The 18,408-nt window shown below is 63.8% G+C and carries 15 protein-coding genes; 12 read left to right on the top strand and 3 right to left on the bottom strand.

The genetic code is table 11. The features are described 5' to 3' along the window. The first annotated feature begins 31 nt into the window (after window positions 1-31). Complete coding sequence (polA, locus tag DN388_RS20630) at window positions 32-2,812, top strand: DNA polymerase I (RefSeq protein WP_255001991.1); 2,781 nt, start codon at window positions 32-34, stop codon at window positions 2,810-2,812. A 289-nt stretch (window positions 2,813-3,101) separates the two neighbouring features. On the opposite strand, the gene yihA is transcribed toward polA, so the two are convergent. Further along, a complete protein-coding gene (yihA, locus tag DN388_RS20625; protein WP_054916024.1) occupies window positions 3,102-3,734 on the bottom strand; it encodes a ribosome biogenesis GTP-binding protein YihA/YsxC in 633 nt (210 codons plus the stop codon). A gap of 417 nt (window positions 3,735-4,151) precedes the next feature. Between yihA and DN388_RS20620 the strand changes: the two genes are divergently transcribed. From DN388_RS20620 to DN388_RS20595, 6 genes are all read left to right on the top strand, one after another. Further along, window positions 4,152-4,769 carry a cytochrome c gene (locus DN388_RS20620; protein WP_043862299.1) on the top strand — a complete coding sequence of 206 codons (618 nt, stop codon included), beginning with the start codon at window positions 4,152-4,154 and terminating at the stop codon, window positions 4,767-4,769. A gap of 165 nt (window positions 4,770-4,934) precedes the next feature. Then, window positions 4,935-5,567, top strand: coding sequence for a thiol:disulfide interchange protein DsbA (gene dsbA, locus DN388_RS20615; RefSeq protein ID WP_043862300.1), 633 nt, complete (start codon window positions 4,935-4,937; stop codon window positions 5,565-5,567). Between the two features lie 11 nt (window positions 5,568-5,578). Then, window positions 5,579-6,433: an endonuclease/exonuclease/phosphatase family protein gene (locus DN388_RS20610; RefSeq protein WP_043862301.1), complete on the top strand. Its 855-nt coding sequence runs from the start codon at window positions 5,579-5,581 to the stop codon at window positions 6,431-6,433. Window positions 6,434-6,456: 23 nt separating this feature from the next. Further along, a complete protein-coding gene (locus tag DN388_RS20605) occupies window positions 6,457-8,391 on the top strand; it encodes a GGDEF domain-containing protein (RefSeq protein ID WP_255001989.1) in 1,935 nt (644 codons plus the stop codon). Window positions 8,392-8,455: 64 nt separating this feature from the next. Continuing rightward, the gene (locus DN388_RS20600) at window positions 8,456-9,232 is read left to right on the top strand and encodes an N-acetylmuramoyl-L-alanine amidase (protein WP_043862303.1); all 777 of its coding nucleotides are present in this window, start codon (window positions 8,456-8,458) and stop codon (window positions 9,230-9,232) included. Between the two features lie 75 nt (window positions 9,233-9,307). Beyond that, complete coding sequence (locus tag DN388_RS20595) at window positions 9,308-10,927, top strand: EAL domain-containing protein (RefSeq protein WP_043862304.1); 1,620 nt, start codon at window positions 9,308-9,310, stop codon at window positions 10,925-10,927. Window positions 10,928-10,969: 42 nt separating this feature from the next. Here the strand turns inward: DN388_RS20595 and DN388_RS20590 are convergent, their stop codons facing one another. Further along, a complete protein-coding gene (locus DN388_RS20590; protein WP_173925029.1) occupies window positions 10,970-12,745 on the bottom strand; it encodes a KinB sensor domain-containing domain in 1,776 nt (591 codons plus the stop codon). Window positions 12,746-12,753: 8 nt separating this feature from the next. Further along, window positions 12,754-14,100: a sigma-54-dependent response regulator transcription factor AlgB gene (algB, locus tag DN388_RS20585; RefSeq protein WP_043862306.1), complete on the bottom strand. Its 1,347-nt coding sequence runs from the start codon at window positions 14,098-14,100 to the stop codon at window positions 12,754-12,756. Window positions 14,101-14,307: 207 nt separating this feature from the next. On the opposite strand from algB, the gene DN388_RS20580 reads away from it, so the two are divergent. The 5 genes from DN388_RS20580 (at window position 14,308) to gltP (ending at window position 18,351) form a co-directional block, all read left to right on the top strand. Then, on the top strand, window positions 14,308-15,141 hold the full coding sequence (locus DN388_RS20580; protein WP_255001987.1) for a BON domain-containing protein: 834 nt from the start codon (window positions 14,308-14,310) through the stop codon (window positions 15,139-15,141). A 173-nt stretch (window positions 15,142-15,314) separates the two neighbouring features. Further along, a complete protein-coding gene (locus DN388_RS20575) occupies window positions 15,315-15,596 on the top strand; it encodes a hypothetical protein (RefSeq protein WP_043862308.1) in 282 nt (93 codons plus the stop codon). A gap of 57 nt (window positions 15,597-15,653) precedes the next feature. Beyond that, complete coding sequence (locus tag DN388_RS20570) at window positions 15,654-15,818, top strand: DUF1328 domain-containing protein (protein WP_009401691.1); 165 nt, start codon at window positions 15,654-15,656, stop codon at window positions 15,816-15,818. 2 nt (window positions 15,819-15,820) lie between these two features. Beyond that, window positions 15,821-16,291 carry an inhibitor of vertebrate lysozyme family protein gene (locus DN388_RS20565; protein ID WP_058542001.1) on the top strand — a complete coding sequence of 157 codons (471 nt, stop codon included), beginning with the start codon at window positions 15,821-15,823 and terminating at the stop codon, window positions 16,289-16,291. Window positions 16,292-17,019: 728 nt separating this feature from the next. After that, window positions 17,020-18,351: a glutamate/aspartate:proton symporter GltP gene (gene gltP, locus DN388_RS20560; RefSeq protein WP_054916020.1), complete on the top strand. Its 1,332-nt coding sequence runs from the start codon at window positions 17,020-17,022 to the stop codon at window positions 18,349-18,351. Window positions 18,352-18,408 lie beyond the last annotated feature (57 nt).

The following is an 18,408-nucleotide window of genomic DNA, read 5'->3' as shown; positions in this document are numbered from 1 at the left end:
GCCGGGCCCGTTGAAAAGGTTGATTCTGCTCATGAGCCAAGCTCCCCTCGTCCTGGTGGACGGTTCGTCCTACCTGTACCGCGCGTTCCACGCGCTGCCACCGCTGACCAACTCCAAGGGCATGCCCACCGGCGCGGTGAAGGGTGTGCTGAACATGCTCAGGAGCCTGCGCAAGCAGTACCCGGACAGCCCCTTCGCGGTGGTGTTCGACGCCAAGGGCGGCACCTTTCGCGACGAGATGTACGCCGAGTACAAGGCCAACCGGCCGAGCATGCCCGACGACATGCGTGTGCAGATCGAGCCGCTGCACGCCAGCGTCAAGGCGCTGGGCTTCCCGCTGCTGTGCGTGGAGGGGGTCGAGGCCGACGACGTGATCGGCACCCTGGCCCGCAGCAGCGCCGCGGCGACCCGCCCGGTGGTGATCTCCACCGGTGACAAGGACATGGCCCAGCTGGTGGATGCGCACATTACCCTGGTCAATACCATGTCGGGCTCGTCGATGGACATCGAGGGCGTGAAGGAGAAGTTCGGCGTCGCACCCGAGCAGATCATCGACCTGCTGGCGCTGATGGGCGACTCATCCGACAACATCCCCGGGGTCAAGGGCGTGGGCGAGAAGACCGCCGTCGGCCTGCTGGTGGGCGTCAATGGCGGTATCAAGGAGCTGTACGAGAATCTCGACCTGGTGCCGAGCCTGCCGATCCGCGGGGCCAAGACCCTGCCGGCCAAGCTGCTGGAGCACAAGGAGCTGGCGTTCCTGTCGTACCAGCTGGCCACGATTAAGGTCGACGTGCCGCTGGAGGTCGGGCTGGACGACCTGCACCTGGGCGAACCTGACCGCGAAACGCTGCTGCAGCTGTACACCGAACTCGAGTTCAAGGGCTGGATCGACGAAGTTCAGCGCGAGAACAAGCGCCTGGAGCTCGCCCCGCCCCCTGCCGCCACACCCGACGCCGAGGCGCCCCCGGTGGCCGTTGCCGAGCCGGCAGCCCCTGTCGAGGCCACCTATGAAACCATTCTGGACAAGGCACGTTTCGACGTGTGGCTGCAAAAGCTCAAGGACGCCGAGCTGTTCGCATTCGATACCGAAACCACCGGGGTCGATGCACAGCAGGCCCAGCTGGTCGGCCTGTCGTTTGCGGTCAAGCCCCATGAGGCCGCCTACATCCCGCTGGCACACGACTACGAAGGCGCTCCGCAGCAGCTGGACCGCGAGCTGGTGCTGAACGCGCTCAAGCCGCTGCTGGAAGACCCGAACAAGGCCAAGGTCGGGCAGCACGCCAAGTACGACATCAACATCCTGGCCAACTGCGCGGGCATTACCGTGCGTGGGGTGGCCTTCGACACCATGCTCGAATCCTATGTGCTGAATTCCACGGCCACCCGCCACGACATGGACAGCCTGGCCAAGAAGTACCTGGACCACACCACCATCGGCTTCACCGACATTGCCGGCAAGGGTGCCAAGCAGCTGACCTTCAACCAGATCCACCTGGACAAGGCCGGCCCCTACGCCGCCGAAGATGCCGACATCACCCTGCGCCTGCACCACAAGCTGCACGCCGAGCTGGCGGCGCTGCCAAGCCTGGCCAGCGTGCTGAGCGATATCGAGATGCCGCTGGTGCCGGTGCTGGCGCGTATCGAGCGCGAGGGCGCGCTGGTGGATGCCGACCTGCTCAGGATCCAGAGCGGCGAGCTGGGCGACAAGATGGACGCGCTGGAGCGCGAAGCCATCGAGCTGGCGGGCGAGCCGTTCAACCTGGGTTCGCCCAGGCAGCTGGGCGCCATCCTTTATGACAAGTTCGGCCTGCCGGTACTGAAGAAGACCCCCAAGGGCCAGCCGTCGACGGCTGAAGAAGCCCTCGAGGCGCTGGCCGAGGAAGGCTTCCCGCTGCCCAAGGTGCTGATGCAGTACCGCTCCATGAGCAAGCTCAAGAGCACCTACACCGACCGCCTGCCCGAGCAGATCAACCCGCGTACCGGGCGTATCCACACTTCCTACCAGCAGGCGGTGGCTGCCACCGGCCGCCTGTCGTCCAGCGACCCGAACCTGCAGAACATCCCGGTGCGTACCGCCGAGGGCCGGCGCATTCGCCAGGCCTTCATCGCGGCGCCCGGCTACAAATTGCTGGCGGCGGACTACTCGCAGATCGAGCTGCGCATCATGGCCCACCTGGCCAAGGACGAAGGCCTGCTCAGCGCCTTCCGCAACGGCCTGGACGTGCACACTGCCACCGCGGCCGAAGTGTTCAAGGTGGAGCTTGGCGACGTGACCTCCGACCAGCGGCGCAGCGCCAAGGCGATCAACTTCGGCCTGATCTACGGCATGGGCGCAAAGAAGCTGGGCAAGGACATCGGCGTCGACAGCAAGACGGCCAAGGCCTACATCGACGTGTACTTTGCCCGCTACCCGGGCGTGCGCGACTACATGGAGCGCACCCGCAAGCAGGCGGCCGACCAGGGCTACGTGGAAACGCTGTTCGGGCGGCGCCTGTACCTGCCGACCATTCACTCCAACCGTCCGCAGGAGCGCGCTGGCGCCGAGCGTACCGCGATCAACGCGCCGATGCAGGGCACCGCAGCTGACATCATCAAGCGCGCCATGGTCACGGTGGACAACTGGCTGGCGAGCACTGCGCTGGATGCCCGGGTGATCCTGCAGGTGCACGACGAACTGGTGCTGGAAGTGCGCGAGGACCTGGTGGAGCAGGTGGCGCAGGAGATTCGCGTGCACATGAGCGGTGCCGCGCAGCTGGATGTACCGCTGGTGGTGGATGTGGGCGTGGGGGCGAACTGGGACGAGGCGCACTGAAAAGCGTGCTTGGCGCCTACCAAAAACAGAAATCTGCTGCGGCATAAGGTCGCGGCAATTTCTGCTTTTTCGGCCTATGGAAAATAGTTTCCCGCGCCGAGGAACTAAACCGGTGAACCACGACTCAGAGTAACTGAATGGCTGGTGAAGCCCTTCGATGCTCCTATGTTGTGTTAAGTGTTGGCAGATATCTGGACCCCGCCCTAGCGGTCCGGAACTTGAACCCCGAACTTCCCCCTCCCCATACGAAGTCCGGGGTTTTTTTTGCCCGGCATTTGCCGGGCAGCCCTTATTCTGCGGGCTTGTCCGGCAGTTGCAGCCAGCGAGCCAGTACCGTGTAGGCCTCTTCCAGCCCCTGGCGCTTGGGCGCCGAGAACAGCTGGATGGTCACGCTGTCGCCCCACCCCTTGCGGATTTCGGCCTGTACCTTGAGCAGCGTGCCCTTGGCCGCGCCGAAGGTCAGCTTGTCGGCTTTGGTCAGCAGGATGTGCATCGGCATGCCGCTGGCCACGGCCCAGTCGAGCATCATCTTGTCGAAGTCGGTCATGGGATGGCGCACGTCCATCATCAGGATCAGGCCCTTGAGGCTCTCCCGGCTGCCCAGGTAGGCCTCCAGGTGGCGCTGCCAGTGCTGCTTGAGCGGGATCGGCACCTTTGCATAACCGTAGCCTGGCAGGTCGACCAGACGCCGATCGTCGTCCAGACTGAAGAAATTCAACAGCTGGGTACGCCCCGGGGTTTTCGAGGTGCGCGCCAGGCTCGCGTGGGTCAGGGTGTTGAGGGCGCTGGACTTGCCGGCGTTGGAGCGGCCGGCAAAGGCCACTTCGAAACCTTCGTCGTCCGGGCACTGGTCGACTTTGGCGGCACTGAGGGCGAATTTGGCCTGCTGGCAGAGTCCGAGGATGGGGTTTTTGACTTGCATGGTATTTCCGATTGGGCGTTGCTCGAGGGGGTCTCGGCAAGCGGTGTCGTTTCCGTTTCAGGCACGGGAGTATATAATGCCCCAGTTTTTGTGTGCGCATTATCCCAGCGTAGGAGGATGTGCACGGGAGCTGCTTGACCAAGCTTGCGCAGTAGACGCAGTGCAGCCCCAACCCTGAAAGGGTCGTATTCGGCGCTCAGGCTACACAGGATCCCTACAGCGTGGAAGTCACGCCTGACATAAGGGACCGCAGAGGCTGTCGAAGCAGCTCCCCAGGGTTTCAAGGCTATGCCGCCGCGTGGTTTGTGCATGGACTGCAGTAACGAGGACGATCAGGCCACCCTGACCGGGTGAGTCAACAAGACAGGTTGCCTCGATACATAACTCTTTCACCCTTAGCCGTAGTTGGATTAGCTGATGAACAAACTATTCGTGAGTCTGCTGTTGACCTTAGGCATCACCGGGGCTGCCAACGCTGCCGGCAATATCGTTGGGGATGCTGCTGCCGGTCAGGCAAAAACCGCTGTATGTGGCGCGTGTCACAACCCCGACGGCAACAGCATGGCGCCGAATTTCCCGAAACTGGCCGGCCAGGGCGAGAAATACCTGGAGAAGCAACTGCACGACATCAAGTCGGGCAAACGTACCGTGCTGGAAATGACCGGCATGCTGGCCGCGTTCAACGATCAGGACCTGGCCGATATCGCGGCCTATTTCGCCAGCCAGAAAGGCAGCGTGGGCGCCGCCGACCCGGCGCTGGTCGAGCGTGGTCGCGCACTGTTCAACGGCGGTGATCTGGAAAAAGGCCTGCCGGCCTGCACCGGTTGCCACTCGCCCAACGGCGCGGGCATTGCCGCCGCCGGCTTCCCGCACCTGGGTGGTCAGCACGCAAGCTACGTGGCCAAGCAGCTGACGGACTTCCGTGAAGGCAACCGCACCAACGATGGCGATGCCACCACCATGCGCACCATCGCCAGCAAGCTGAGCAACAAGGACATCGACGCGTTGTCCAGCTACATCCAGGGCCTGCACTGAGCCCCGGTTTAACGCTGGGTTAATACAGCGGCGCAAAAATGAAAAGGGTGGCCCGGGCCACCCTTTTTTGTGCCCGCTGCCGTTACACTAACGAACTCGGGCCTGCCCCGGCCTGTCTGAACCCAGGTCGCGACGAGGCGACACATCACTGCTCAGGAGTAACGCATGCGTAATCTGATTCTCGGCGCCGCGCTGGTCGCCGCCAGCGCCTTCGGTATGACGGTCCAGGCCGCAGACCCTGTGATCGCCGGCAAGGAGTATGTCGAGCTGAGCAACCCGGTACCGGTGTCCCAGCCTGGCAAGATCGAAGTGGTCGAGCTGTTCTGGTATGGCTGCCCGCATTGCTACAGCTTTGAACCGACGATCAACCCGTGGGTCGAAAAGCTGCCCGACGACGTGAACTTCAAGCGTATTCCCGCCATGTTCGGCGGCCCATGGGACGCCCACGGGCAGATGTTCCTGACCCTGGAAGCCATGGGCGTGGAGCACAAGGTGCATGCGGCCGTGTTCGATGCCATCCAGAACCAGCGCAAGCACCTGACCAAGCCTGAAGAGATGGCCGACTTCCTGGCCACCCAGGGTGTGGACAAGGACAAGTTCCTGGCCACCTTCAACTCGTTCGCCATCAAGGGACAGGTCAACCAGGCCAAGGAACTTGCCAAGCAGTACAACATCAAGGGCGTTCCGAGCATGGTCGTCAACGGCAAGTACACCTTCGACCTGGGCACCGCAGGTGGCCCGAACGGCGTACTGAACGTTGCTGACCAACTGATTGCCAAGGAACGCGCCGCCAAATAAGAGGCGAAACTATGCGCCGCTGGAAATCCGAGCGCCTCGTCGGCCTGCACGAACCGCAGGTCAACGAGCACCATATCGATGCAAGTGGTCTACCGTCCGACGGTCGCTTGCGTCTGCTCAGCTTCAATATCCAGGTAGGCATCAGCACCGAGCGTTACCGGCACTACCTGACCCGCAGCTGGCAGCACCTGCTGCCGCACATGGGGCGTGCCGGCAACCTGCAGAAGATCGGCAACCTGCTGGGCGACTTCGACCTGGTGGCCCTGCAGGAAGCCGACGGCGGCAGCCTGCGCTCGGGCTACGTCAACCAGGTTGAACACCTGGCGCAACTGGGTGCTTTCCCCTACTGGTACCAGCAGCTCAACCGCAACCTCGGGCGCCTGGGCCAGCACAGCAACGGCGTGCTCAGCCGCCTCAAGCCGCAACTGCTCGAAGACCACCCGCTGCCCGGCCCGGCCGGCCGCGGTGCGATCCTGGTGCGGTTCGGTGAAGGCGAGGATGCGCTGGTGGTGGTGATGATGCACCTGGCGCTTGGCGCGCGAACCCGCGCCCTGCAACTGGGCTACATCCGCGAGCTGATCGGCGGCTATCGTCACCAGGTGCTGATGGGCGACATGAACACCCATGCCACCGACCTGTTGCAGCACTCCCCGCTGCGCGACCTGGGCCTGATTGCGCCGCAGGTCGAAGCGACCTTCCCCAGCTGGCGACCACAGCGTTGCCTTGATCATATTCTGCTCAGCCCGAGCCTCACCCTGGAACGGGTCGAGGTGCTGTCCCAGCCGATTTCCGACCATCTCCCCGTGGCGGTCGAGATTCGTTTGCCTGATGCCCTGACTGTCGATACCCTTCCGGCCTTGCGTTAGTCCCCTTATCTGCGGACCTTGGCATGACCGACGAAGCTCAACGCTGGAAAGAAAAATACCTCAAGAGCATCGAGCAGCAGGAAAAGCTCGAACGCCGGTGGGACGCCCGTCTCGACCTGCTGCGCCGCGGCCTGGTGCGCAGCACCCTGGCGGCCGAAGGCAGCGACCGCGCGGTAGACCAGTGCATGAAGGAAATGCGCGAGGTCATCCGTACCGACAACATGGACGCCGCCCTGGCCGGGTTGATCCCGCGCCTGGAAAAGGCCGTGCTCGATTCCGAGCAGCGCCGTGAAACCCGGATCGCCCAGGTAGGCACCGCGCTCAACGCGCTGGTGGCCCAGTTGCAGAAGCTGCCGTTGCCCAGCGAGGTCAGCCGACCGCTGAAGAAATTTGCCAAGCAGCTGGATGCGCGGGCCAGCCAGTCACGCGAGATGCCGTTGCTGCTGAGCGAGCTCAGTGGCTTGCAGGGCAAGGCGCTGGCGGTGCTGGAGCACCCAGAAGAGGCGAGCAAGCCGGGGTTTCTGCAGCGCTTGTTTGGCGGGCGTGAAGAAGAGACGCAGGTCGCTCAACCCGAAACGCAGGCCCTGGAGCCGGTGGCGCAAGCAGCGGTTGAACCTGTGCATGAGCAGCCTGCGCCGGCTGCGGCGGATGTGGATGAACTGCAGCCGTTGCCCGAGCCCCAAGCCTTGGTCGACACAGAGGACGCCGAGGCTGCTGCGCAGCCCATCGCCGGCAATGCCGGCTCCTACACTGTAGGCGCCAGCCTTGCTGGCGAAGAGGCCCCAGCGCTCACACCGCCACCCACGCCTGCCCCGGTGCTGACCGAGCACGCGGACGCTGTCGAAGTCGATGGGGCACCCGAACCCACCCCTGAAGAACTCCTCTACGCCCTCCCCGACGGCACCGAGCCTTCCTATAGCTCCGTCGCCACCCATATCGAGCAGACCCTGCTCGGTTTGCTCGACGACCTGACCCTGCCCGAACGCCACAAGCCCCAGGCCCTGGCGGTGCGTCAGCGCCTGGAGCACGGGCTGAACTGGTACGAGCTGCTGCCGGTGCTGGATGACCTGGCGGTACTGATGCTGGCCATCACCGACAGCGGCCAGCATGAATTCGAAGCCTACCTGCAACAGCTCAACGAGCGCCTCGAGACGTTCCAGAGCCACCTGCAGGAGGCCAGCGAAGGGCATGCCGACAACAGCTCCGTCGCCCGCGACCTCAATACCCAGCTGCGCGAACAGGTCGATGGCCTGCAAAGCAGCGTGCAGGGCGCTGCCGACCTCGACAGTCTCAAGCACATCCTCGAGAACCGCCTCGAGGGCCTGCTCGGCACCATGGACGAGCACCAGCATCAGCGTGACCTGCGCGAGCAGGAACTGGCCAGCCGCCTGCAAGGCCTGGCCGAGCGGGTCGCGAGCATGGAGCAGGAAGCCCTGGGCTACCGCGAGCACCTTGAAGAACAGCGCCAGAAGGCCCTGATCGACCCGCTCACCGGCTTGCCCAACCGCGCCGCCTGGGCCGAGCGCCTGGAGCAGGAAATGCTCGCCTGGCAGGAAAACGGCGGCCACCTGCTGATGGCCATGCTCGACCTCGACCACTTCAAGCGCATCAACGACAGCTTCGGCCACCAGGCCGGCGACAAGGTGCTCAAGATCGTTGCCAACGAGCTGCGCAAGCGTCTGCGCAGCCGCGATTTCATCGCCCGCTTCGGCGGCGAGGAGTTCGTCCTGCTGGTGCCGCAGACCGCGCTGGGTAGCGGTATCGAGCTGGCCGAGACGCTGCGCGGCGCCATCGAAGCCTGCCCGTTCCACTTCAAGGGCGAACGGGTGACCATCACCCTGTCCATCGGCATCACCGCGTTCCGCTCCGGCGAGCGCAGCGACGCAGTGCTCAAGCGCGCCGACGAGGCGCTGTACCGCGCCAAGCACCTGGGTCGCAACCGCGTCGAACAGGGGTGAACGGGTTTGCGCAGGATACGTTATGCTATTGCATTACCGACTGCCCAGGCCCTGCCCCATTTCCATGAAAGCCTTCCTTACCGCGCTTGTGATGCTGACATTGGCCGGTTGCGCCACCGGCCTGAAGATCGACCGTAGCCACCCCTCGGTCAACCAGGACAACCGCATCCAGTTCGTGGTGCTGCATTACACCAATGCCAACCTCGAGCGCTCGCTGGCCCTGCTGACCCACGGTGAGGTCAGCAGCCATTACCTGATCGGCGACAACCCGGCAACCATCTATCAGCTGGTGGATGAAAGTCGTCGCGCCTGGCATGCCGGCGACAGCCAGTGGGAGGGCCGGACCTGGCTCAACTCCACTTCCATCGGCATCGAGATCGTCAACCCGGGCTTCACCGACACCCCCACCGGGCGCGTGTGGCACCCCTACAGCGAGGCGCAGATCCAGGCGCTGATCGTACTGCTCAAGGACATCGTGCAGCGCAACGGCATCCAGCCGCGACACATCATCGGCCACAGCGACATCGCACCCCTGCGCAAGCTCGACCCGGGCCCGATGTTCCCCTGGAAACGCCTGGCCGACGCCGGCCTTGGCGTCTGGCCCAACGCTCAGGCGGTGGCGCAGCAGCGCGCGCGCTTTGACGTCAACCCGCCAAGCATCACCTGGTACCAGCAGCAACTGGCGCGCTTTGGCTACGCCATCGAGCAGACCGGCGAGCTGGACGTGAGCACCCGGCATGTACTGGCAGCGTTCCAGATGCGCTTTCGGCCACAGCTGTTCGACGGCCAGCCGGATGCCCAGACTGCCGCGATTCTGCAGGTGCTGAACAGCCAGCGCTGAGCGGTACCGCCCAACGGGCAGGCTGATTCGTCCGGCAGTTGCTATACCTCATGGTATTCAACGGGATGATTCTTGATGTCGCCTGCCCTTGCCACGTTGCGTCGCCTCCTCTATCGACCCTGGCTGCTGGCCACGCTTGCGGCCACGGCGAGTGCAACCCTGTTGCTGCTGGCCAGCCTCGGCGTGGCCATGCACCAGGTGCAGCAGCGCGAAAGCGCGCAGATGAACGCCAAGGGCGAGCGCTTTCTCGAACGCCTGGAGCAGATCTTCGGCCAACTGCGCGAAAGCGTCGACGCCCTTCAGGCACAGCCCCTGCGCGGGTGCAGCAGTGCGATGCAGGCAGCCTTGCAGCAGGTGACCTTCGACAACCGCTTCGTGTTCGAGGCCACTTACCTCGACGGCACGCAGTCGTGCTCCAACCGGCTGGGCAGCAGCAACTTCGACCCGCTGCGGGCACCGGACATCCAGGGCCCCACCTACAGCTACTGGCTCAATACCACCACCGAACCCGACGACAACCGCGCCGCACTGGTGCTGGGGCGTGGGCACTTTCGCGTGTCGACGTCGCGCGGGCACCTGACCGACGTGGTCGACCTGCCGCCCGGTGGCAGCCTGCTGGTGGTGCTCGACCACGGCGCGCGTGCCGTGCCGGTACTGGGCCCGGAGCAGCCGTGGCCGCCCGGCGACCAGTGGCCGCCACCGCCCAGGGTGGACCTGATGGAACTGCCTGATCGCCTGGTATACCGCATGCCCACCAAATCGCCTGACTACCAGCTGGTGCTGATCACCCCGCGCGAAAGCCTGTCGCTGAAGATGAACGGCGTGCTCTGGCTGCTGTTCCCCGGCAGCCTGCTGTTGGCCTGGTGCATCGGCTGGCTGGTGCTGCAGCTGGTGCGCCAGAGCCGTTCGATGAGCTCGGAGCTGCAGGGCGCGCTGCGCCGTGGCGAAATGCAGGTGCTGTATCAGCCGATCTTCGAGCTGGCCAGCCGGCGCTGCGTGGGCGCGGAGGCCCTGGTGCGCTGGCGTCGCCCCGACGGTACGCTGACCAGCCCCGACCTGTTCATCCCGCTGGCGGAGAACACCGGGCAGATCCGCCAGATCACCGACTTCGTGCTGCAGCGTGTGCTCGAACAGCTGGGCCAGCTGCTGCGCGCCAACCGCCAGTTGTATATCTCGGTGAACCTGGCGGCGTGCGATGTGATGGTGCCGCGCATCGGCCGGGTGGCGGCGCGCCTGCTGGCCTTGCACCATGTGTCGGCCAGCCAGATCGCCTTCGAGGTCACCGAGCGCGGGCTGATCGACGTGGTGGTGGCGCGGGACAACCTGCAGGCCTTGCGGGCGGTGGGGCACCAGGTGCTGATCGACGACTTCGGTACCGGCTATTGCAGCCTGGCCTACCTGCAGACCTTGCCGGTGGACTGCCTGAAGATCGACAAGGCGTTCATCGATGCCCTGGGGCACGACGCGGCCAGCAGCGGCGTGGCCCCGCACATCATCCGCATGGCCCACGCCCTGCAGTTGCGGGTGATCGCCGAGGGTATCGAGTACGAGGACCAGGCGTTGCTGCTCAACAGCGAGGGGGTCAACTATGGCCAGGGCTGGTTGTTCGCGCACCCGCTCAGTGCGCGCCAGTTCGTCGAGCTGGTGACCCGGGGGCGGCGGCTGGGGCCGCGGCGGATCGATGACGAGGCGTAGCGCCCCTTCGCCAGCAAGGCTGGCGCCTGCAGGCGAAGGCGGTTACACCGGCAGCGCCATGTAGAACTGCGTGCCCTGCCCTGGCCGTGAGTACACGCCCATGCGCCCGCCATGCAACTGCACGATCTCCTTGCACAGTGCCAGGCCCAGCCCGGCACCGCCTTTCTTGCGCCCAACCTGCACGAAGGGCTCGAAAATCCGCCCCTGCTGGCCATAGGCAATGCCTTCGCCATTGTCCTCGATACTGATGATCACCCGTTCGGCATGCCGCCGGGCATTGAGGCGGATACTGCCCGCCACCGGCGTATGGCGGATGGCATTGTCCAGCAGGTTGTCCAGCACCCGGTCCAGTTGCGCCGGGTCGGCCTGGATGCGCGGCAGTGGCGCGGCAAGCTCCACGCGCAACTCGATCTGCTTGTCGGCCAGCGCCGTTGCGAAGCGCTCGCGGGCCCGCGACAGCAACTCGTCGATCGCGCAGGGTTGCAGTTCGAGCTTCTGCAAGCCGCTCTGGTAGCGCGAAAAGTTGAGCAGGTCGTTGATCAGCTGGGTCAGCCGCTGCATCTCCTCGCCAATGGTGTCGAACAGGTCCGCCTCGCGGCTCTCGGCTGGAAACGTCAGGCGCTCGCGCAACAGGCCGAAGGCCATGTGCATGCCGGTCACCGGGGTGCGCAACTCGTGGGAGGCGCGCAGCACGAACTCGCTGCGCACCCGTTCGAAGGCGCGCTGCTCGGTGACGTCGTGCAACACCATCACCGCGCCCAGGATCTGCCCCTGCGGATGGCACACCGGGGTCAGGCTGTAGGCCAGCAAGCGGGTTTCTTCATCTATTTCCAGGCTCAGGTCGTCCGGCACGCGGTCCAGGCTGCCGCCACGCAATATCAGGCGCAGTTGGTCGTCCAGCTCCGGGCGTTGCAGCGCCTTGCCCAGGCCCTGGCCCAGGCGGCTGGCGTCCCAGCCCAGCTGGCGCTGGGCCACCGGGTTGAGGTGTTCCAGATGGCCTTCGCGGTCGATGATCAGCAGGCCGTCGTCGATGCTGTCGAGCACCGCCTGCAGGCGCTGCTGGCCGGCCAGCAGTTCGTCGACATTGGTGGCCTGATGCTTGCGCAGCGCCTCGGCCATCAGCCCGAAACGGCGGGTGAGCTGGTTGATCTCCACGGCTGGGGTTACTGGCAGGGTGACCTCGAAATTGCCCTGGCCGATCTGGTCGGCGGCCTTGGCCAGCGCCTCGATCGGCTGGCCGAAGCGGCGTGCGATGCCGTGGGCAGTGATGAAACCCAGCACCAGCACGGCAAGCCCGAGCAGGCCCAGCATGCTGGAGACCAGCAGGGCACGTTCGCGGGCCTTCTGTTCACTGTGGTTGATATGCGCCAGGGCCTGCTTGTGCGAGTCGATCAGGTCGGTGCGCAACTGGTTGAAGGCTTCGCCCAGGGGTTGGTCCGGGCCCAGGTTGCGGCTGGGCTCGGGGCTGTCGCGAAAGGCCTTGAGGAAGGCCTGGTAATCACGGTTGGCGGTACTGAAACCCGCAAACCCCTCGGCCTGGCGTTCATGGCTCAGGCCCTCGTCGAGCAGTTGCTGAAACTTGTCCTGCAGCGGTTGCAGCGCCTGCACCTCGCTGTCCGGGTCCAGCAGCAGGGACAGCTGTTCACCCAGGTTCTGACGCAGCTTCAGGCCCAGGTCGAGGATGTAGGAGTTGTCGCTGATCAGCTTCTGCTGCGAGCTGGCCATCTGCTGCACGCTGACCAGGCCCAGAATCAGGCCCAGCAGGGCCACGGTGATCAGCGCCGAGATGCTGAGAAAAAGCCGCGTGCGCAGCTTCATTGCCAGCTTCACAGGTTGTACTGCTTGCGCTTGCGGTACAGCGTCGAGGCATCGATGCCCAGTGTCTTGGCGGCCTGGTCAAGGGTGTCGCTGGTGGCCAGCACTGCACCGATGTGCGCGCGCTCCAGCTCGTCGAGGCTCAATGCAGCCCCCACCCGCGGCGCGTTGCTGGTGGGTTGTTCGGCCATGCCCAGGTGGCTGACCTCTACCCGCTCCTGCGGGCAGATGATGCTCGCCCGTTCGATCACGTTGCGCAGCTCGCGAATGTTGCCCGGCCAGCGGTAGTTGAGCAGCGCGGCGCGGGCCTCGTCGCTGAAACCGCGGGCGGGGCGCGCGTATTCCTTGACGAAGCGGGCCAGGAAGCGGTCGGCCAGGGTCAGGATGTCTTCGCTGCGTTCGCGCAGCGGCGGCAGGTGCAGGGTAATCACGTTCAGACGGTACAGCAGGTCTTCGCGAAAACGCCCGTCGCGCACCATGTCCTCCAGGTTGAGGTTGGTGGCTGCCAGAATCCGCACGTCGGCGCGGCGCGTGACCGGGTCGCCGACCCGCTCGTACTCCTTGTCCTGGATGAAGCGCAGCAGCTTGGGTTGCAGGGTCAGCGGGAAGTCGCCGATCTCGTCGAGAAACAGGGTGCCGCCGTCGGCCTGGTTGACCCGGCCCAGGGTGCTTTCACTGGCCCCGGTAAATGCCCCGCGACTATGGCCGAACAGCTCGCTTTCCATCAGTTCGGCCGTCAGCGACGGGCAGTTGATGGTCACGCAGGCCTTGCGCGAGCGCTTGCTCCAGCCATGAATGGCGCGTGCCAGCTCGCCCTTACCGGTACCGGACTCGCCAAGGATCAGAATGTTGGCGTCGGTGTTGGCCACCTGGCGCGCGGTTTCGAGTACCACCATCATGGCCGGGCTGTGGGAATCCAGGCCGTCCTTGGGTTTGCGCACTTCCCCTTCCAGGGCCTCCAGACGCGCCGAGAGCTGGCGCACCTCCAGTTGTTTGGCAGTGGCCAGGCGCAGCTGGTCAGGGCTGCACGGTTTGACCAGGTAATCGGCGGCGCCGGCCTGGATTGCATCGACAGCGGTGTCGACCGCCGAATGCGCGGTCACTATGACCACGCGCATCCACGGCGCCTGGATACGCATCTGCGCCAGTACGTCCAGGCCGTTGTCCTCGCCCAGGCGCAGGTCCAGAAAGCACAGGTCGAACACCTGGCGCTGCAACAGGGTTTCGGCCTGGGCGGCGCTGTTGGCCGTGGCCACGCTGTAGCCTTCATCTTCCAGGCAATAGCGGAAGGTACGCAGGATTGCGGACTCGTCGTCTACCAGCAGAATGCGGCCCTGATGTTCCGTGGCAGATTCCATTTTCCTACGCTCCTTTAAGAATGTTCTTGGTTAGTCTCGGAAAAATCGGGCAAGTTGCATGGTCGATTCTGATTGATTCCGCGCCCTGCATGCTAGCTCCCTGCTGCGAATATGACTAACTCATTGAAAATAATGAGTTTGTTTATTTTTTGAGCACTGGCACAACGATTGCGATGATGTTCCTTCTGACCAACAGGAGGCTTCATCATGCGTGCAATACGCCCGTTGGCAGTTCTGACTGCCGCACTTCTGCTCACCCCGCTGGGTGTCACCAGCGCCTCGGCGGCCGAACCCGGCCTGCAGCAGGCCCGTCAGGAAGGCGCCTTGCAGACCGCCCTGGCGCTCAACCGACTGCTCAACCCGTTCAAGATCGAAGTGGCCATCCAGGGTCAGACCGCCCGCCTGCAGGGCGAGGTGGAGAACGAGGTGGAGCGCGAGCTGGCGGCGCAGGTGGCACTGGCCACCGCCGGCATCGAGCAGGTCGACAACCAGTTGCAGGTCAACCCCGAGCTGGTGGATGAAACCCTGCAACGGCGCGCCTATGCCCAGCGCCTGGAGGACGCCACCCTGGGGGCGGTTATCCGCGCCCGCCTGCTGTGGAGCAGCCAGACCCAGGGCCTGCCCATCGAAGTCGACAGCCGGGCCGGGGTGGTCACCCTGCGTGGGCGGGTGACCAGCGCAGAGGCCAAGCAGATGGCCGGCAGCGTGGCGGCCTCTACCGATGGCGTGTACCTGGTCAACAACCTGATCAGCCTGGGCGTGAGCGACCCGGCCCAGGGCCGCGAGCAGGCCGCTGCGGCAGCGGCCGAGGTGCAGAGCGACGCGTGGATCAACGACAAGGTGCAGACCAGCTTCTTATATAGCCGCAACCTGGACGGGCCCAACATCAAGGTGGCGACCCAGGAGGGCGTGGTGCGCCTGTCCGGGGAAGTCATGAGCAACGAGCAGAAGACCATCGCCCAGGAGATTGCCCGCCAGATCCGCGGCGTGCGCGGGGTGGACGCAGACATGCTCAAGGTGGCGATCAAGGTGGAGGGCTGATCGTGCAAATCGCACGAGGCCCTGGGGGGCATCGTGCAGGATGCGTCCTGCAGCTGCCCTCGGTACATACCTAAGATGTTGATTTATAAGCGTTTTATTTGATTTCAAAAGCTGGCATGCAGGCTGCAATGACTCTATCAGTCAATAACAACGATGCAGCAGAGGAGCCCGGCATGAACCTGTTAACCGCCGCCCTAGTGCAGATTTCCCCGCTTCACGTACGCCAGTTGCTGTTTCTCTGCCTGGCGGCGCTTCTGACCCTGGTTGCAGGGCAGATGTACAGCATCTGGCAATCCAAGCAGATCGCCAACCAGATGTCCGTACAGGCTTATCACGTGGCCCATGTGCAGGCCACGCGTGCTTCGATGCTGGAAGCCAGGACCGCGCCACGTACCCACTCGGTCGATGCGGCCACCGTGGAAACCGTCGTGCCGCAGGAACGCTGGGTGTTCTGACCGAGCAATGCCCCACATCTGACACAACCGCTTTCAAAAACGGTAAGGAGAAACACCATGTTAAGTTGGGCCATCACCTTCCTGATCATCGCCATTGTCGCTGCCGTACTGGGCTTCGGTGGTATCGCCGGCGCCGCTACCGGTATCGCGAAGATTCTCTTCATTGTCTTCCTGGTACTGTTCGTCGCTTCCTTCTTCTTCGGTCGTCGCGGTAGAGGTTGACTATGAAAGGGACGCTCTACAGAGCCCTGGCAGGCGCCCTGATGGTGGGGGCCTGTACAGCGGCGATGGCGGCCAATGACGGCCAGGTCCGGACCAGCCAACTGCTTGGTTCGGACCCCGAGTACCGGGAAACCTGGCAGAAAGTGGTCAAAAAGCAGGAGCGGCTGCCCGATTGGGTCATCAACCTCAGTGGTGCTTCCACCGAGCAGATGACGGCGATCGAGGAAGACGGCGACAAGTATCTGGTCGGCCCCTTGTGTGAGACCGAGCAGAGCTGCGACAGCAGCCGTCTTATCGTGGCCTTCAGCTGGGACAAGGATGAGGCATACGCGCTGTGGGTCCAGGTACCCGCCGGCCTGCCTGCCGACAAGTCACCCAGCCGTCACACCGACAAGCGTTGGTTGGGCGAGCCGAATGACGGCATGAAACAGATGCTCGAAGAGCAGCTGAAGAAAGACCCGAACTACTACTGAGTGTCGCCGGACGCATCAGTATCACCATGGAAGCTGAACCTTTTGCCTGTTCCAGTTTCTATGCTGCGCCCGCTCGAGGAGAGCGGACGCATGACCAGGGGGCCGGGCTGCTCTGATTGCTACAGGATCGGAGGGGCCTAGGGGTACAGGGAGTACCTCCTTCATGGGCCGGGTCAGGGTGGTAAACGGCAACACAGTCGTGGACCGGGGTCGCATGCCGCCAGGGCAGCCCCCGGTCAGACTTGTGCACCCGGCGCAAGCCTGATGCATTTTCCCGCTTGAAAGTGACAGATCGGCCAGACGGCTGACCACCCATCAAAAAAATTCCTGACTTCTTTGACCTGCCAAATGACGTTTTTCACGCATTCGGATTGTCGAACAACGCTGTTTTGCCGGTTTGTGGATACCGCTGTATCGGCCTAATCATGGCGCTTTGGCCTTATTCGGGATTCCGAACGGGTAGGTTTTCTGCCGCTGGGACGTCCGTTTCATGCCAAAAAGATCATGCCGATTCGGCATAGGGTAGTCATTTACGGCATTAGACTCAGTGCGCCTGCATCGGAATAGTTGCGCCTTTTTCGCTGGTCCGAGCGCCCCTTGCGCTCACTTGCGGTGACCTTCTACGGCGCATTGCCTGCACCATGAAAACTCCAGGGAATCGCTTTAAGCGGCTCTAGAATGCAGGTTTCAAGGCAGTGACCGTGTCCACTTGAACAAAGGGTAACGACATGAAGAAGGCAAAACTAAGCCTCGCCTGGCAAATCCTCATCGGTCTAGTATTGGGGATCGCCATCGGGGCGTTGCTGAACCATTTCAGTGCAGAAAAGGCATGGTGGATCAGTAACGTCCTGCAACCGGCAGGTGACATCTTCATTCGCCTGATCAAGATGATCGTCATCCCGATCGTGATTTCGTCGCTGGTCGTGGGTATCGCCGGGGTTGGCGATGCGAAGAAACTTGGCAGTATCGGCCTCAAGACCATCATCTATTTCGAGGTGGTGACCACCATCGCGATCGTGGTCGGCCTGGTGTTGGCCAACCTGTTCCACCCGGGCGCCGGCATCGACATGAGCACCCTGGGCACCGTGGATATCTCCAAGTACCAGGCCACCGCCGCCGAGGTGCAGCATGAGCATGCGTTCATCGAGACCATCCTCAACCTGATCCCGTCGAACATCTTTGCAGCGCTGATGCGTGGCGAGATGCTGCCGATCATCTTCTTCTCGGTGCTGTTCGGCCTGGGCCTGTCGAGCCTGCAGGCAGACATCCGCGACCCGCTGGTGAAAACCTTCCAGGGCGTGTCGGAAGCCATGTTCAAGGTCACCCACATGATCATGAACTACGCCCCGATCGGCGTGTTCGCCCTGATTGCGGTGACCGTGGCCAACTTCGGTTTCGCCTCGCTGCTGCCGCTGGCCAAGCTGGTGCTGCTGGTGTACTTCGCCATCGCCTTCTTCGCCTTCATGGTGCTGGGCCTGATCGCCCGCCTGTTCGGTTTCTCGATCCTGAAGCTGATGCGCATCTTCAAGGACGAGCTGATCCTGGCCTATTCCACCGCCAGCTCCGAGACCGTGCTGCCGCGCGTGATCCAGAAGATGGAAGCCTACGGTTCGCCCAAGGCCATCTGCAGCTTCGTGGTGCCGACCGGCTACTCGTTCAACCTGGACGGTTCGACCCTGTACCAGAGCATCGCGGCGATCTTCATCGCGCAGCTGTACGGCATCGACCTGTCGATCAGCCAGCAACTGCTGCTGGTGCTGACCCTGATGGTCACCTCCAAAGGCATTGCCGGTGTGCCGGGCGTATCGTTCGTGGTGCTGCTGGCGACCCTGGGCAGCGTGGGCATCCCGCTCGAAGGCCTGGCGTTCATCGCCGGTGTCGACCGCATCATGGACATGGCGCGTACCGCCCTGAACGTGATCGGCAACGCCCTGGCGGTACTGGTCATCTCGCGCTGGGAAGGCATGTATGACGATGCCAAGGGCCAGGCGTACTGGAACTCGCTGCCGCACTGGCGCAGCAAGACCCCGGCGCCGGCTGGCGAGACCGCTCAGCACTAAGCTGCTGACGGCCTGAAACACAAGAGCCCCGACCTGTCGGGGCTTTTTGTTGCCTGC

Source organism: Pseudomonas sp. S12(2018), assembly GCF_024355235.1.
Lineage (GTDB): Bacteria > Pseudomonadota > Gammaproteobacteria > Pseudomonadales > Pseudomonadaceae > Aquipseudomonas > Aquipseudomonas palmensis.
This window is presented reverse-complemented; position numbering and strand designations above follow the sequence as displayed.